Genomic DNA, 15,794 nt, shown 5'->3' on the forward strand with positions numbered 1-15,794 from the left:
CCAGTCAGATGACCGATGCCCGGCTGCCGGGCCGGACCGGATGCTCGGCGGACCAACGGGACGTGCGGTCGGCCGGCCCCTCACGGGCGGTGGCCGCCCGTCCCCCGACCGGGAGGTGTGCCGGCATGGGGACCGGGATCTTCGGTACCGACGGGACGGATCCGGAGGAGGACTCGGGCGTCCTCGACGCCCGGGACACGCTGGAGGACCTCGACGGGGTCGCGGACGTCCTCGACAGGGGCTGGTCCCCGGCGGAACGGCCGTGGGGCGTGGACGAGTGGGGGATCACCGAGCGGGAGGAGTCCACCGGGGAGAGCCTGAGTGGTCGCCTCGCCCGCGAGCTGCCGGAGACCGACCGCACCGAGGGCGACGGCCTCGGCGACACCTCGGACACCGACGGCGAACCACTCGACGACGAGGTCGGTGACCGGCGTGCCGGGCGGCTCGTGGAGGACGACGGTCGCTGGGACGACGACGAGCCGGAGCTGCACGCCTCGGACGTCGGCATCGACTCCGGCGCCGCCTCGGCGGAGGAGGCGGCCGTGCACGTCGTCCCCGAGCGGGACGCGGACCGGTTCGCCACCTGGGGGGACCCGTCCTGAGCGCGGGCGTCACGGTGCTCCCGGTCGCTCTCCTGCGATCACCACGAGCCATCCGTGGCCCTCGTGGACGCGGAGTGCGTGCTCGGCGCGCTCCAGCGGGGTGGGATGCCGGTCCCCCGCCGGGGCGACGGCCGCGTCGCCGGGCGCTGACCCTGGTGCACGCGGAGGACCGACCACGCGGGAGACGTGACCGAGGCCCGGTCACGGCCGAGGCCGAGACCGGGGTCGCCGGGCGGCCGGCACAGCGCTCACCACCCCGGAGGACCTGCCGCAGCGGCAGGTCCTCCGGGCCGGTGTGTGTGCGGCTACGGCGCCATCACGACGGCCCCGCTGTCCCGGACCTGGGTGGTCCGGTCGAGGAGCTCCCCGACCGAGATCCGACGGGCCGACGGCGGTGGGTCACCGGCTCCACCGCAGGCGGCGGGCGGACGGGCGTCCGGTGTCACGGCCCGCCCGGCACGTCGACGGCCCCTGGCCGGCCCCTCGGTCCCCGGGGGCCTGCGGACCGTGCTGCTCACGGCGCCGGACTCGGCGCCTCGTCGGAGAGGACGGCCTCGCGCGTCGGCTGCTCCTCGCCGTCGCTCGCCTTGGCGCGCTGCCGCCACGTCGTCAGCGCCCGCTCGGTGTAGCCGTTGGGTTCCCGGCGTCCGGAGAAGACCAGGTCCAGCGCGGCCTGGAAGGACGGGCTGGCGTCGAGGTCGGCGCACATCGGCTGGTAGCCCGGCTCGTTCGCGTTCTGCTCGTCGACCACGGCGGCCATCCGGGCGAAGGTCTCCCTGACCTGGCCCTCCTCGACCAGGCCGTGGTGCAGCCAGTTCGCGATCTGCTGGCTGGAGATCCGCAGCGTCGCGCGGTCCTCCATCAGGCCCACGCCCTCCAGGGTCGGCACGGTGGAGCAGCCGATCCCCAGGCCGACCCAGCGCACCACGTAGCCCAGGATCGACTGCGCGTTGGTCTCCAGCTCGTGGCGCTTCTCCTCCTCGGACAGGGCGGCGCCGCCGTCGGGCAGCACGGGGGGCACGAGCAGGCCGCGCCGGTCGGCCAGGGGGCGCTGCTTCAGCTCCTCCTGCACCGCGAGCACGTCGGTCTCCAGGTAGTGCAGCGCGTGCAGCGTCGCGGCGGTCGGCGAGGGCACCCAGGCCGTGTTCGCCCCGGCCTTCGGGTGCCCACCCTTGGTGTCGAGCATCTCCCGCATGGCCGCGGGCTTGGCCCACATGCCCTTGCCGATCTGCGCCTGCCCGGCGAAGCCGGCGCGCAGCGCCACGTCGACGTTGCGGTCCTCGTAGGTCTTCAGCCAGGTCTGCGACCGCTGGTCGTCCTTGCGGACGACGGGGCCGGCCTCGAAGTCGGTGTGGATCTCGTCGCCGGTGCGGTCGAGGAACCCGGTGTTGATGAAGATGACCCGGTCGGCCGCGCGGGCGATGCAGGTCTCCAGGTTGGTCGAGGTCCGCTTCTCCTCGTCCATGATCCCGATCTTGAGCGTCGTCGGCTCCAGGCCCAGCGCCTCCTCGACGGCGGCCAGCAGCTCCACCGACAGCGACACCTCGTCGGGGCCGTGCATCTTGGGCTTGACGATGTACACGCTGCCGGTCCGGGTGTTGGAGTACCGCCCGCCGCCGCGCAGCTCGTGCAGCGCGGCGGTCGCCGAGACGAGGGCGTCGAGCACCTCCTCCAGCAACGGCTCGCCGTCGGCGGTGCGGACGGCGTCCAGGCGCATGTGGTGCCCGACGTTGCGCACGAGCAGCAGCGCCCGGCCGGGGAGGACGAGCTCCTGGCCGTCGGCGCCGACGTAGGTGCGGTCGCCGTGGATCGAGCGCGTCACCGTGCGCCCGCCCTTGCCGAAGCTGGCGGTCAGCTGCCCCGTGCGCAGACCGAGCCAGGTCCGGTAGGCGCCCACCTTGTCAGGGCCGTCGACCGTGGCGACGGAGTCCTCCAGGTCCACGATGGTGGTCACCGCGGACTCCAGCGCGACGTCGGACACCCCGGCGTGGTGCTGCTTCCCGACCGGTGTCGACGGGTCGACCGTCAGCTCCAGGTGCAGCCCGTGGCGGCGCAGCAGCACCCCGCTGGGCCGGTCGCCGTCCCCGTCGCCGGGCCGGTGGCCGGCGAACTGGGCAGGATCGGCCAGGCCGGTCGTGCCGGCGGCGGTGTCCACGGCGAGTTCCCCGGGTGAGGGGACGCGGTAGGCGACGGCGTCCGCGTGGCTGCCGTCGGCGAGCGGGAAGAAGCGGTCGAGCAGGCGGTCTGCCTCGGCGATGACCTGCGCACCGCGCCGCTCGTCGTAGCCGGGTGCCAGCTCGTGCTCCAGGGGCAGGGCGTCGGTGCCGTAGAGCGCGTCGTACAGCGAGCCCCAGCGGGCGTTCGCGGCGTTCAGCGCGTACCGCGGCACGGTCGCCGGGACCACCAGCTGGGGACCGGGCACCTCGGCGATCTCGCGGTCCACGTTCTGCACCCGGACCGTCGGCTCCTCCAGCGGCAGCAGGTACCCGATCTCGGACAGGAACGCCTCCAGCGCCTCGGCGTCGCCGGCCCCGTTCTCCCGGTGCCACGCGTCGATGCGCTCCTGCAGCTCGTCCCGGCGGCGCAGCAGCTGGTCGACCCGCCCGGCGAACCGCTCGTGCAGGGCGGCGACGGTCGACCAGAACCACGCCGGCTCCAGGTCCAGGCCGACGAGCAGCTCGTCGGCCACGAAGTCCCGCAGCGCGGGGTCGATCCGAAGTCCTCCGTCAGCGGTTCCGTCGCTCACGATCTCCACACTCGTCTCCCTCGTCGTCCCCGGGACCCACCGTCCCGCTGGTCAAGGTCTACTCCCGGCCGGATCACCGACGTGTCCCGCCCCTGTTCCCGTGCCCGCCGCCCGCCCGGAAGGTGCGGGGCTCGGCGGTACGAGTGTCGGGGACGGCGAGTCGCGGAGCCCGGCTCCGCGAGCGGCCTCGGCCCGCGGACGCAGGCGTCCCGCAGCTCGACGCCGTCGGACGCCGGCCCGCCGCCGGGCCGTCCCGGCGGACCTGCATCGTGCCTGGCCGAGGATGGTCAGCGGCTCCCCCGCAGGCGTCCATGGCTCAGCCGGGCCCGGAGCCGCCCCATCCGCTCGTGGTGGAGGTCGACGTCACGCAGCTCGGCCTCGTCGTGGCCGCGGACCATGCCGGGCAGCCGAGCCAGGTCGACGGCCACCCCGTGGTTGCCGGCCGTGGGACGGTCGACGATCTCCGCCCGTGGGTCCTGGCCGCCGTGGTCGACGTCGGGGTGCGGCACGTCCGGACGGCCGGCGGCGTCACCGCCGCCGGCCGTACCCGGGGTCAGAAGTTGCCGCGCTTCTCCTGCTCGCGCTCGATCGCCTCGAACAGCGCCTTGAAGTTGCCGATGCCGAAGCCCAGCGAGCCGTGCCGCTCGATCAGCTCGAAGAAGACGGTCGGCCGGTCGCCGAGCGGCCTGGTGAAGATCTGCAGCAGGTAGCCGTCCTCGTCGCGGTCGACCAGGACGCCGCGCTCCTGCAGTTCCTCGATGGGCGCACGGACCTCGCCGATGCGCGCCCGCAGCTGCGGGTCCTCGTAGTAGGAGTCCGGCGTGGTGAGGAACTCGATGCCCTCCGCGCGCAGCGCGTCGACCGTGGCGAGGATGTCGTTGGTGGCCAGCGCGACGTGCTGGGCACCCGGGCCGCCGTAGAACTCCAGGTACTCGTCGATCTGGGACTTCTTCTTGCCGACCGCCGGCTCGTTCAGCGGGAACTTGACCCGGTGGTTGCCGTTGGCGACGACCTTGCTCATCAGCGCCGAGTAGTCGGTGGCGATGTCCTCGCCGACGAACTCGGCCATGTTGGTGAAGCCCATGACCCGGTTGTAGAAGTCGACCCACCGGTCCATGGCGCCGAGCTCCACGTTGCCGACGACGTGGTCGACGGCCTGGAACAGCCGCTCGGGGGCGCCGTCCCGCTTGACGTGGGTGGAGCGGCGCGCGACGTAGCCGGGCAGGTACGGGCCGGTGTAGCGGGAGCGGTCGACCAGGGTGTGCCGGGTGTCGCCGTAGGTGGCGATCGCACCGATCCGGACGGTGCCGTGCCCGTCGCTGAGGTCGTGCGGCTGCTCGAGGACCGTGGCCCCCTGGGCGGCGGCGTGCGCGATGCACCGGTCGACGTCCGGGACCGACAGGGCGATGTCGACGATGCCGTCGCCGTGCTCGCGGTGGTGGTCGGCCAGCGGGCTGGCGGGGTCGTAGGCACCCGTGATGACGAAGCGAGCCGCGCCGGACCTCAGGACGTAGGCGAGGTGGTCCCGGTTGCCCGTCTCGGGGCCCGAGTAGGCGACCAGCGCCATGCCGAAGGCCGACTGGTAGAAGTGCGCGGTCTGGGTGGCGTTGCCCACGATCCACACCAGCGCGTCCCACCCCGAGACGGGGAAGGGGTCGCCGGAGGCGTCGTACTCGACCAGCCCGACGAGCTGCTTGAGCTGGTCGAGGTCCAGCTGCGCCAGGCGCTCCTCGTCGTTCAGTGCCTGCTCGAGGCTCATGCTCGTCTCCTCTCGCCCAGGGGTGCACCGGGGTGCTCGCTCCACTGGACACGACCGGAGAGGACCTGCGCAACCAGCACCGCTCACCCTGCGCTGAGCGCCTCACCGGAACAGCGGATGACCACCCGAGCTGGGCACGATGTCCAGCTGGGAAGCTGCTGCGTGGAACAGGGAGGACGACCGGAGTGACCGACAGACGAACACTCGACGCTCTGGACGTGGCCCTGGTCGCGGCACTCCAGGAGCACCGCCGGGCCGGGATCCTCGAGCTCTCCCGGATCACCGGGGTCGCCCGGGGGACGGTCTCCGCGCGGCTGCAGCGCCTGGAGGACAGTGGCGTGATCACCGGCTACGGGCCGGACGTCGACGTCCGCGCGGCGGGGTTCGGCGTGCAGGCGTTCGTCACCCTGGAGATCGCCCAGGGGGCGATCGAGGACGTCCGGCGGGACCTGGAGAGCATCCCCGGCGTGCTGGAGGCGCATGCCACCACCGGCAGCGGGGACGTGCTGTGCAGGGTGGCCGCCAGCTCCCACGAGGCCCTCCAGCAGACCCTCGTCGACCTCAACAGGTCGGCGTCCGTGGTCCGCTCGACCAGCGTCGTCGCGCTCTCGCAGCTGGTGCCGTGGCGCACCCTGCCTCTCCTGGCGTCCGAGGCCACGCCTGACGCCGGACGCTCCGGCATGCACACCGAGGCCGGCAGCACCTGACGTGGCGGCGCCGGACCCGGCCGGCCACGCACCTCGCCGCGACCACGAACGGGCGCAGCACGGCGACGTCGCTGTACGCGCTGGTGCGGGGCCTGCAGCTGGACCTGCTGGAGTCCGGCGACGGACAACGGGTGGACGCGGCGTTCGACTCGGCCGCCGGCGTGCTCCTGTCCCGGGTACCGGTGGGGGCCGCCAGCCCGGACGACCGCGGCCCCGGACCTCCGGCGCTGACCGAACCGACCCTCCAGGAGCGGTCATGACCTGCTCCGCCATCGCCCGCCTGCCTCGCTTCGCCGTCGCTGCGCCGACGGGACGGGTGGCCGCCCGATGGCCGGTCAGCAGGGCCGCCGAGCCATAGCCTGGGAGCGTGCCCGCCTGGCTCCCGAACCGTCGCATGCCCGCCGCGCGCATCCCGGAACGGGCCTGGCGGGCGATCGCCGGGATCGACCCGCCGACCGCGCCGATCGGCCTGCGCGCCCAGCCCAGCCGGATGGACGACCTCACCGCGCACGCAGCGTTGGGGCTGGCCCTGCGGATCGGGGCGTCCATGCTGGCTGTCGGCGCCTCCGCCGCCGACGTGACCGCGACGGTGCTGCGGGTCGCCGCCGCCCACGGGCTGGCCAGCTGCCAGGTCGACATCACCTTCACGTCGATCACCGTCAGCTACGACCGCGAGAACGCGGTGCCGCTGACCGCGATGCGGATCGTGCGCACCAGTCGGCACGACTACTCCCGGCTGCAGGGGATCAACGACCTGGCCCGTGCGGTCGGCGCGGGCGGCCTCGACGTGGAGGAGGCACACCGCCGGCTGGACCAGGTGGTGTCGGCACCGGCCACCTACCGCCGCACCGTGCACACGCTGGGCTGGGCCGGCGTGGCCGGTTGCTTCGGGCTCGTCCTCGGCGGCGGGTGGCTGGAGGCCCTCATCGCGGCGCTGACCACGGCCCTGGTCGAGCAGGTGCTGCGCGCCCTCACCCGGCGCAGCCTGCCGCCGTTCTTCCAGCAGGCGGCCGGGGCCGCACTGGCCACCGGGGTCGCCGTCCTCCTGCTCGCGTGGGACGTCGACGTGCGGACCTCCCTCGTCGTCGCCGCCGGCATCGTCGTGCTCCTGGCCGGACTGTCCCTGGTGAGCTCAGCCCAGGACGCGATCAACGGGTTCCCGGTGACCGCCGGGGCGCGGGCCTTCGAGGTGGTGACGCTGACCGCCGGCATCGTCGTGGGCATCGCCGCCGTGCTCGACCTGGCCCAGCGCGCTCAGCTCCCGCTGACCGTCGTCGACACCTCACCCTCCCCCGTGCCGTTCACCGTGGCGCTGGCCGCGTCGGCCGGCATCGCCGGGTTCTGGTCCCTGGCCTGCCACGCCCGGCCGCGCGCCGTCGGCCTCGCCGCGGCCGCGGGAGCGCTGGCCTGGACGACGTTCTGGGCGACCAGCGGAGTGGGTGCCGGACCCCCGCTGGCCAGCGGGGTCGCGGCCGTCGTCCTCGGGTTCTCCGGCGAGGTGCTGACCGAGCGGCTCCGGATCCCGTCGCAGCTGGTCGCCGTCTGCGGCATCGTCCCGCTGCTGCCCGGGCTGGCCATCTACCACGGACTGTTCGCCATCGTCGTCGACGCCGACATCGAAGGCGGGCTCAGCGCCCTCGTCGGGGCCGCCGCCGTCGGGCTCGCCCTCGCCGCCGGCGTCACGCTGGGTGAGTACCTCGGCAGGCCACTCGGCGGGCGGGACCGCTACGACGAGCGCGTCCGCCGGCGGGCCATGACCACCGACTGAGCCGTCGGCCGCATGGCTGTCCCTCGGGAGCGTCCGGCCGGCACCGGCTCGATCGGGCGCTCGAGCGGCCGCCAGGCCCGCCCGAGCGCCCGAGCGCCCGAGGACAGCTGACGGCTCAGGCCGACAACCGGTCCACTGCTCCCTCGCTGAGTACCAGCCCGGCCGTGGTGAGCGCGGCGACCAGCCGGTCGGCCCGCTCGCGGAGCAGCCCGGCGGCCGCTGCGTCGAGGCCCGCGGACCCGTCGTCCAGACACTGCGCGAGCAGGGCCAGGACCTCGGGCGGGGGTCCGGCAGCGGGTCGCTTGCGGGCGGGGATGCGGGTGACCATCCCGCACGGGCAGGACCCACCGGCCTTCGCCGCCAGGTGCTTGCCGCCGGAGCACGTACCAGGTTCGAACATCGCCGAACTCAACTCCTCATCGAGCCAGGCCCCTACGCCGTCCGTGGAGGGCCGGGCACAAGAGTCCCGGGCGCCACTCCTGTCACATGGCGCGCCGCACCGCCCCGTGTCCGTGTCGTGACCTGCGACACACGATCGTCATCAAGACCCGGGTCGGCGGCTCGCCCGCCCGACCGGAGCGTCGACCGACGAGCAGGCGGGACCGGGTCAGCGCCAGGTCGCGCGAGACGCCGGCCGCCGCCGAGAGCGGCACGGCTCACCACGCACCGCTGTGCCGGCTGCGGCGCCCCGCCCCGCGTCCTCGGGGCCCGGGTCCGTCAGGTCTCAGGCCGTCACCGCGGGAGCGGCCCGCCCGCGGAACGCGCCGCCAGCTCCGAGCGCGACCGGACCCCGAGCTTGGCGTAGACCCGCGTGAGGTGGAACTGGACGGTCTTGACCGACAGCAGCATCGACGCGGCCACCTCCTTGTTGGTCAGGCCCGTCGCCACGAGCCTGGCGACCGTCCGCTCCTGCTCGGTGAGGCCCTGCGCGTCGGCCCCGGTCCCCCGTGGCGCCGGGCGACCGGTCTTCAGCTCCCGGTCGCAGCGCTCCACGTAGACCCGCGCGCCCAGCGCCGCGAAGGACTGGCGCGCCGTGGCGAGCAACGCGGCGGCGTCCCGGCGCCGGCCGGCCCGGCGGAGGGTGATGCCGTGGGCGAAGTCGACCCGGGCCCGCTCGTACGGCAGCGGCAGCGTGGCCAGCCGGGCCCGCGCCTCCTCGAAGGCCGCTTCCGCGCCGGGGAGGTCCCCGCGTCCGGCCAGCAGCCGGCCCCGGACGTACCCGAGCCGGGCGCCGGCGGAGCGGTGACCCCGGCGGAGCACCGTCGTCTCGAGCGGGCCCAGGAACTCATCGGCCTCGGCGAGCCGGTCGGTCACGACGAGGGCGTTGGCGTAGACGTCGTGCCAGGGCCAGAACCCCGGCTCGTCGAGTCCGCCCCGCGGCGTCCGGGTGGCGAGCGGGGCGAGGTGCCGGACGACCGCGGCGTAGTCCGACGCCGCCTCGGCGACGTGTGCCCGGCCGAGCAGCGCCGGCACGGTCATGACCGTGTAGTCCTGCTCCCCTGCCCCGCCCAGCTGCAGGTGCCGCTCCGCGGCCTCCCGCTCGCCGCGCAGCGCCCGGACCTGCGCGCCGGTCCAGTGGACGAGGGGTCGCAGCAGCTCCAGCCCGGTGGTGCCGAGCAGGACCTCGCCCTGGCCGACGGCGTCCAGCGCACCGTCCCAGTCGCCCAGCGCGAAGCGGGTGCGGGCCAGCCACACCAGTGCCCACAGCGAGATGCGGTTGGAGCCGGCCTGCCGGGTGGTGGGGACGGCGAACTCGAGCTCGCGCCGGGCCGCCTCGGGGTCGTCCTGCGCGAGGTGCAGCCAGCCCAGGCCCATGCGCGCCCGCTGGTGCTGAGGGCCCGACGGGCTCTCGGCCACGGCATGCCGGTAGGCGGTGAACGCCGCGGCGAGATGCCCGCGGGCGGCGTGACCGAGGCCGACGATCGCGCGTGACTCCACGCCGGCCGGCGAGCCGGGCTCGGCGTGCTCGACCGCCCGGCCGGCCCACCGGACCAGCGCCTCGCCGTCCCAGTCGGCCAGGGCGTGCAGCACGTGGCGCTGGCAGACGACGGCGGCGCTCCCCCGGTCCGCACCCCGGCGGCGCCAGGCCGTGTCGAGGTGGGTGGCCGCCTCGGCGCGGCGGCCGCGCTGGATCGCGACGTGGGCGAGGACGGCGTCGCGGCGCGGGCCGGACGGGAGGGCCTCCACGTCGGGGAGCGCGTCGACGGCCTGCCCGATCAGGCCGGCGCCGGCCAGCGCGTCGACGGCCCGGATGAGGCGGTCCTCGCGGTCGGCGCGAGTGGGGCTGATCCGGGCGGCGTCGACGAGCGCGCCGGCGACGACCGCCCAGGCCCCCTCGTCGGCCTTGCGCCGCGCGAGCTCGACGAGCTCGGCGGCGAGGCGTGCGTCCGGGAGCGGCGCGGCCTCGACCCGGTGCCGGAGCCGCTCGGTCTCGTCGGGGACGAGGCCGGCCGCCCGGAGGTGCAGGTCGTGCCGGGCCCGGGGCGTCAGGGTGGCGTGCACCGCTGCCCGGTCGAACCGTCCCGGGAAGGCGAGCACGTCCAGGCCGTGCCCGGGGGCGGGTGCCAGGAGGCCGGCGGCGCAGGCCTCGTCGAGGGCGTCGAGCGGATCGGCGAGACCGGCCAGCGTCGCGGCGTCGGCCAGCACGGGCCTCTCCCCGAGCACGGCGGCGGCCTCGACCAATCCCCGGGCCGACGCCGAGCAGCTGTCGAGGGCCCGCTGCACCCGGCGCTGGACCGCGCCCGGCGCGGGCAGCCGGGTCTGCCGGTCCGACCAGCGTGCCGGCGGGGTCTCCCGGAGGATCTCCAGGAGGTGCCGGGGGTTCCCGGCGGTGTGCTCGCCGAGCCGGCGGGCGACCGGCGGGGGCAGGTCGACCGCCGCGACCCGCGCCGCCAGCAGGCGGGTGTCCTCCGGTCCCAGCGGCGACACGGGCAGGTGGACCGCCGCGAGCCGGTCGAGCACGTCGACGGCCTCGGGATCGCCGGAGGCCGGCTCCCCGACCGTCCGGAACAGCAGCAGCAGGACGCCGGCTGCGCGGAGGCGGTCGGCCGCCGACGCGATCGCCTGGAGCGAGAGCAGGTCCGCGCAGTCGGCGTCGTCGACGGCGACCACCGCCGGTCCTCCCCCGGCCGCCGCCTCCCACCGCCCGGCGAGCTCGGCGCCGAGGTCCACCGGGTCGAGCTGCGCCGGTCGCGGACGGGGGTCACCGGCACCTCCGCCGATCAGCCGGCCGGCCAGTTCCCCGGGACGGCGGCTCTCCCAGGGCAACCCGGCCACCGCGGTCACCCGCAGTCCCGGGTGCCGGCGGAGGAAGCGGCGGAGCAGGGTCGTCTTGCCGCTGCCGGCCAGCCCCTCGACGACGGCGACCACCGGCTCCCCGGCCGCCGCGCGGCCCAGCCACGCGTCGAGCTGCGCGGCCTCGGCGACCAGCCCCACGACGTGGACGTCGTCGTCCCCCGGGTTCACGCCGCCACCGTAGGTCCGCAGCAGCGGGCGGTCCTCGGTCCGGGCCGCCTCGGGCCGGGCTCAGCCGAGGTCGCCACCGGCCACGGGCAGGACGGTGCCGGTGATGTACGAGGCCTCCTCCGAGGCGAGGAACGTGATCGCCGCGGCCTGCTCGTCCAGGGTGCCGTACCGCTTCATCAGCGAGGAGTCCACGGTCTGGTCGACGATCGTCCGGTACCAGGCCTGCTCCTGCTCGCTCTCCGGTGCCGGGCCCCGGGGCGTCCGGCGGGGTGGGGCCTCGGTGCCGCCGGGGGCGGTGGCGACGACCCGCACACCGTGGGGCGCCATCTCCAGCGCCAGCGCGCTGGTGATCGCGTTGACCCCGCCCTTGGCGGCGGCGTACGGGACCCGGTTGAGCCCCCGGGTGGCCACCGACGACACGTTCACGATGGTCCCGCGGCCGCGCTCGACCATGTGCGGCACGACGGCGCGGCAGCACCACAGCGTCGGCCAGAGCGACCGGTCGATCTCGGCCCGGACCTGCTCGGGCGGGTAGTGCTCGAAGGGCTTGGCCCAGATGGTGCCCCCGACGGTGTGGACGGCGACGTCGATGCGGCCGAACCGGGCGAGCGCGGCGTCCACCACCGCCGACGCCCCCTCCCAGGTCTCCAGGTCGGCGACCACCGGGACCGCCTCCGCCCCGGGGGAGCCGAGCTCGACGGCCAGGTCGCGGACCAGCTCGGCGCGGTCGGCCAGGACCAGCGCGCCGCCCTCGGCGCTGATCCGCCGGGCCGTGCACTCGCCGATCCCCTGCCCCGCGCCGGTCACCAGCACCACCTGGCCGGCGAACCGGCCCGGCGTGACGAACCGGGGGCGGCGTCCCTCGGCGAGGTCGCGCATGGCCCGGCGGGTCGTCTGCTTGGACCGCTCCGCGTGCTCGGCGATCAGGACCCGCGCGCGCTCCCGGTCGCCGTCCGAGAACGCCGTCACGATGTCGAGGTGGTCCTGGGTGCACCGCGGGTGGATCCAGGTGGCGGCGCGCAGCGACTCCTCCATGTGCCCGGTGACGCCGAGCGCCTGGTACGCGCGCAGCAGGTGCTCGTTGCCGGTGAGGCTGAACAGGTGGTCGTGGAAGGCGGCGTTGGTCTCGGTGTACGAGGCCGCGTCGACCAACCGGTCGCCCTCGACGTAGGGCAGCGCGGCCTCGGCGAGCAGCCGGTAGCCGGCCAGCTGCTGGTGCGTCAGGCGCCCGATGGTCAGCTCCAGCGCACCGAGCTCCAGCGCGCGGCGGGCGTCGAAGAGCGCGTCGGACCCGGTCACCGCCGGGTGCTCCTCCCCGATCTGGTAGCCGTCGACGGTTCCGGTCGGCGGGCCGGCCGGCCGGTCCGCCGGGGCCGCGGGTGCCGGCGGCCGGAGGAGCGGCTCGATCCGGGCCTCCGGCAGCAGCTCCTGACCGGCGACGGCGCGGGCGCCGGCGGCGGGCAGCAGGTCGTCGGCGTCCGCCACGGGCAGGACGTCGCCGACCGCGGTCGGCTCACCCACCCGCTGTCCGGCGAGTCGCCACAGGTCCGCCGGCGAGTCGGCACCCCGGCCGGCCGCACCGGCGCCCACCGGGGACAGCTCGACCGGCGGCAGCAGGAGCTGCCCGGCCGACGTGCGGCCCTCGCGCCCGTCCAGGCCGAGGAGCTCGGCCACGGTGTCCGGGACGGCGACCGGCACCGGCGGCGGCTCGACGGCGACCTCGGCCGGCTCCGGGACGACCGCCCCCGGCTCCGGTGCGGCGACCTCCTCCGCGACCTCGGCCGGCGCTGCGGCCAGGGCGAACTTCTCGTAGTAGAAGCCCGAGGGGGCGACGCCGAGCCCGGCGACGTGCGTGCGTACGGCCTCGACCATGGCCGGCGGACCGCAGAGGTAGACCGCGGCGTCCCCACCGTGCAGGTGCTCGAGTCCCACCAGCCCCGTGACGTAGCCCTGGTTGCGCGCCGTGGTCGCCGGGTCCGCGACGCAGTGGTCCCAGCTGAGGCCGGGGAGGGAACCCGCCAGCCGCTCGAGGGTGTCGGTCTCGACGAGGTCGTCGTCGGTCGTGACGCCGTAGACCAGGTGGGTCCGGCGGGTGCTGCCGCCCGCCGCCAGCGTCCGCAGGATCGACAGGATCGGCGCCAGCCCGGTCCCGCCGGCCAGCAGCACCAGCGGGGCGTCGGACTCGCGCAGGAAGAAGCTGCCGTGCGGCCCGGTGAAGGTGAGCTCGTCGCCGACGGCGGCGCGCTCCTCCAGCCAGGTCGACATGACCCCGCCGGATGTCAGCTTGACCAGGAAGGTCAGCGCCGCGTCGTCCGGGGCGCTGCTGAAGGAGTAGGAGCGGGACTCCTCCGTGCCGGGCACGGCGATGTTGACGTACTGGCCGGGGAGGAACGCCAGGGCGTCCCGGTCCTCGATCCCGACGGTGAGGGCGACCGTCGTCGGGGAGAGCCGGTCGAGGGCGGTGACGGTGCCGCGGTGGGTGGCGGCGCTGGTCTTGGCCACGGCCGACGTGGTCGCGATCTGCAGCACCAGGTCCGAGCGCGGCTTCATGCTGCAGGGCAGCACGTAGCCGTCCGCCGCCTCGTCCGGCGACAGCGCGTCCTCGAGGTAGGCCCCGCCGTCGAACTCGCCGGACTCGCAGAGCGCCTTGCAGGTCCCGCAGGCGCCGTCCCGGCAGTCCAGCGGGATGTTGATCCGTGACCGGTAGGACGCGTCGGCGACGGTCTGGTCCTCCCGGCAGGTGATGAAGCGGGTGACCCCGTCCTCGAACGCGAGTGCCACGCGGTGGTCCATGGGAGGTCGCTCCCCAGCTCAGAGGTGGTAGACGTCGACGACGTGGTGGATGTAGTCGTTCTTCAGCACCACGGTCTTGCGCCGGATCAGCGGCGCGGGCCCGGAGAAGTCGATCGTGTAGAACGACGTCCCGTAGTAGGGGTCCACGGTCTTGTACCGGAAGTACATCGTGTGCCAGTTGAACCGGACGTCGACCAGGTCGCCGCGGCGCTCGATGACCTCGACGTTGGCGATGTTGTGGCTCGTCCGCGGCTCGGGGATGGACGTCGCGCTGGAGCGCTCGGTGCGGATGCGGAAGACCCGGTCCTCCAGACCACCCTTGTTCGGGTAGTAGATCAGCGAGATGTCCCGCTGCGGGTCCTCGGTGAGCCGGTCGTCGTCGGCCCACGACGGCATCCAGAAGACGACGTCGTCGGCGTAGCACTCCAGCCACTTCTCGAACTCGCGGTCGTCGAGGTAGCGGGCCTCGCGGTAGAGGAACTGCTCGATGGCGTTCTGGGTGATCAGCGTCGTCCCGGCGGGCGCCTCGGCGGCGGGGGTCGGCACGGTCGTCTGCGTCGTGGTCACGGGAGTCAGCCCCTCGGAGCGGCGGTGGAGGTGCCGGCCCGCTCCTCGAGGGCGGCACGCATGGTCTGCAGCCAGTAGCCGTGCTGGACGGGGTAGAGCCCCTCGTCCTCGTTGCGCACCCCCGCGGAGATGACGCCGTCCATGCCGAGGGACTCGGCGACCGGGTCCGGCCCGGTGAGCCAGTGCTCGGCACCGCGGCTCATGTCGTTCCACGGCGCGGCGGTCGCCCGGAAGGTGAGCTGGCAGGACCGGAACTCCTCCAGGTCGTCCGGGGTGGCCATGCCCGAGGCGTTGAAGAAGTCCTCGTACTGGCGGATCCGGTGCTCACGCGCCTCGGCGCTCTCGCCCTTGGGGGCGATGCAGTAGATGGTGACCTCGGTCCGGTCCGGCGCGACCGGCTGGAAGTGCCGGATCTGGGTGCTGAACTGGTCCATCAGGTAGACGTTCGGGTAGAGGCACAGGTTGCGGGAGCCCTTGACCATGAACTCGCCCTTGGCCTCGCCGAACTGCTCCTTGAGCTGGTCCATGCGGTCCCACAGCGGGCGGTCCTGGGGGTTGGCCGCCCACGTCCACAGGCACAGGTGCCCGTTCGGGTAGGACCAGTAGCCGCCGCCGGACTTGCCCCAGCTGCCGGCGTCCAGCGCCTTGGTGTCGTTCTTCGACTCGCCGGTGCTGCGCCGCGAGGTCGTGGCCGCGTAGTTCCAATGGGTCGCGGTGACGTGGTAGCCGTCGGCGCCGTTCTCCGCCTGGACCTTCCAGTTCCCGTCGTAGGTGTAGGTCGACGAGCCGCGCAGCACCTCCAGCCCCTCCGGCGACTGGTCGACCAGCATGTCGATCACCGTGGTGGTGTCCCCCAGGTGCTCGGCCAGCGTGCTGACGTCCGGGTTCAGGCTGCCGAAGAGGAACCCGCGGTAGCTCTCGAACCGGGCCACCCTGGTCAGGTCGTGCGAGCCGTCCCGGTTGAAGGTGGCCGGGTAGCCGGCGCCCTCGGGGTCCTTGACCTTCAGCAGGGCGCCGTCGTTGCGGAACGTCCAGCCGTGGAACGGGCAGGTCAGCGTCGTGCGGTTGTCGGTCTTGCGGCGGCAGAGCATCGCCCCGCGGTGGGCGCAGGCGTTGATCAGGCAGTGCAGCCCGCCGTCCTTGTCGCGCGTGATGACGACGGGCTGGCGGCCGATGTACGTCGTGAAGTAGTCGCCCGGGTCCGGGACCTGGCTCTCGTGCGCGAGGTAGATCCAGTTGCCCTCGAAGATGTGCTGCATCTCGAGCTCGAAGACCTCCTCGTCGGTGAAGATCCGACGGTTGGCGCGGTGGATCCCGGCCTCGGGGTCGTCGATGACGGCGTCGGCGAGGACCTCGCGGACGTGGGTGAGGTCGGCGGTCATGTCGG

General features: G+C 74.6%; 12 protein-coding genes. 4 read left to right on the top strand and 8 right to left on the bottom strand.

Going from position 1 to position 15,794, the window contains the following annotated elements; genetic code table 11:
* Positions 1 to 125 precede the first annotated feature (125 nt).
* Positions 126 to 602: a DUF5709 domain-containing protein gene (locus BLR12_RS08935; RefSeq protein ID WP_091376328.1), complete on the top strand. Its 477-nt coding sequence runs from the start codon at positions 126 to 128 to the stop codon at positions 600 to 602.
* A gap of 514 nt (positions 603 to 1,116) precedes the next feature.
* On the opposite strand, the gene BLR12_RS08940 is transcribed toward BLR12_RS08935, so the two are convergent.
* From BLR12_RS08940 to hppD, 3 genes are all read right to left on the bottom strand, one after another.
* A complete protein-coding gene (locus BLR12_RS08940; RefSeq protein ID WP_091376679.1) occupies positions 1,117 to 3,348 on the bottom strand; it encodes a malate synthase G in 2,232 nt (743 codons plus the stop codon).
* Between the two features lie 287 nt (positions 3,349 to 3,635).
* A complete protein-coding gene (locus tag BLR12_RS08945) occupies positions 3,636 to 3,857 on the bottom strand; it encodes a hypothetical protein (RefSeq protein WP_091376331.1) in 222 nt (73 codons plus the stop codon).
* A gap of 44 nt (positions 3,858 to 3,901) precedes the next feature.
* Positions 3,902 to 5,107: a 4-hydroxyphenylpyruvate dioxygenase gene (gene hppD, locus BLR12_RS08950; RefSeq protein ID WP_091376335.1), complete on the bottom strand. Its 1,206-nt coding sequence runs from the start codon at positions 5,105 to 5,107 to the stop codon at positions 3,902 to 3,904.
* Between the two features lie 185 nt (positions 5,108 to 5,292).
* Here hppD and BLR12_RS08955 point away from each other — a divergent pair, with 185 nt between their 5' ends.
* The 3 genes from BLR12_RS08955 (at position 5,293) to BLR12_RS08960 (ending at position 7,582) form a co-directional block, all read left to right on the top strand.
* The gene (locus BLR12_RS08955) at positions 5,293 to 5,814 is read left to right on the top strand and encodes an Lrp/AsnC family transcriptional regulator (RefSeq protein ID WP_091376338.1); all 522 of its coding nucleotides are present in this window, start codon (positions 5,293 to 5,295) and stop codon (positions 5,812 to 5,814) included.
* 83 nt (positions 5,815 to 5,897) lie between these two features.
* Positions 5,898 to 6,074 carry a hypothetical protein gene (locus BLR12_RS24435; protein ID WP_176832418.1) on the top strand — a complete coding sequence of 59 codons (177 nt, stop codon included), beginning with the start codon at positions 5,898 to 5,900 and terminating at the stop codon, positions 6,072 to 6,074.
* A gap of 107 nt (positions 6,075 to 6,181) precedes the next feature.
* On the top strand, positions 6,182 to 7,582 hold the full coding sequence (locus tag BLR12_RS08960; RefSeq protein WP_091376341.1) for a threonine/serine exporter family protein: 1,401 nt from the start codon (positions 6,182 to 6,184) through the stop codon (positions 7,580 to 7,582).
* 115 nt (positions 7,583 to 7,697) lie between these two features.
* Here the strand turns inward: BLR12_RS08960 and BLR12_RS08965 are convergent, their stop codons facing one another.
* The 5 genes from BLR12_RS08965 to benA form a co-directional block, all read right to left on the bottom strand.
* Positions 7,698 to 7,982 (bottom strand): hypothetical protein, encoded by a 285-nt coding sequence (locus tag BLR12_RS08965; protein WP_091376344.1) that lies wholly within the window; start codon positions 7,980 to 7,982, stop codon positions 7,698 to 7,700.
* Positions 7,983 to 8,314: 332 nt separating this feature from the next.
* The gene (locus BLR12_RS08970; RefSeq protein ID WP_091376347.1) at positions 8,315 to 11,047 is read right to left on the bottom strand and encodes a LuxR C-terminal-related transcriptional regulator; all 2,733 of its coding nucleotides are present in this window, start codon (positions 11,045 to 11,047) and stop codon (positions 8,315 to 8,317) included.
* A 60-nt stretch (positions 11,048 to 11,107) separates the two neighbouring features.
* Positions 11,108 to 13,828 carry a benzoate 1,2-dioxygenase electron transfer component BenC gene (gene benC / locus BLR12_RS08975; protein ID WP_255363382.1) on the bottom strand — a complete coding sequence of 907 codons (2,721 nt, stop codon included), beginning with the start codon at positions 13,826 to 13,828 and terminating at the stop codon, positions 11,108 to 11,110.
* A 30-nt stretch (positions 13,829 to 13,858) separates the two neighbouring features.
* Positions 13,859 to 14,407 carry a benzoate 1,2-dioxygenase small subunit gene (gene benB / locus BLR12_RS08980; protein ID WP_091376352.1) on the bottom strand — a complete coding sequence of 183 codons (549 nt, stop codon included), beginning with the start codon at positions 14,405 to 14,407 and terminating at the stop codon, positions 13,859 to 13,861.
* A gap of 5 nt (positions 14,408 to 14,412) precedes the next feature.
* Positions 14,413 to 15,789, bottom strand: a complete 1,377-nt coding sequence (gene benA, locus BLR12_RS08985) for a benzoate 1,2-dioxygenase large subunit (protein WP_091376355.1) — start codon at positions 15,787 to 15,789, stop codon at positions 14,413 to 14,415.
* Positions 15,790 to 15,794: the final 5 nt, after the last annotated feature.

The sequence above is a fragment of the Geodermatophilus sp. DSM 45219 genome (genome assembly GCF_900104025.1).
GTDB lineage: Bacteria > Actinomycetota > Actinomycetes > Mycobacteriales > Geodermatophilaceae > Geodermatophilus.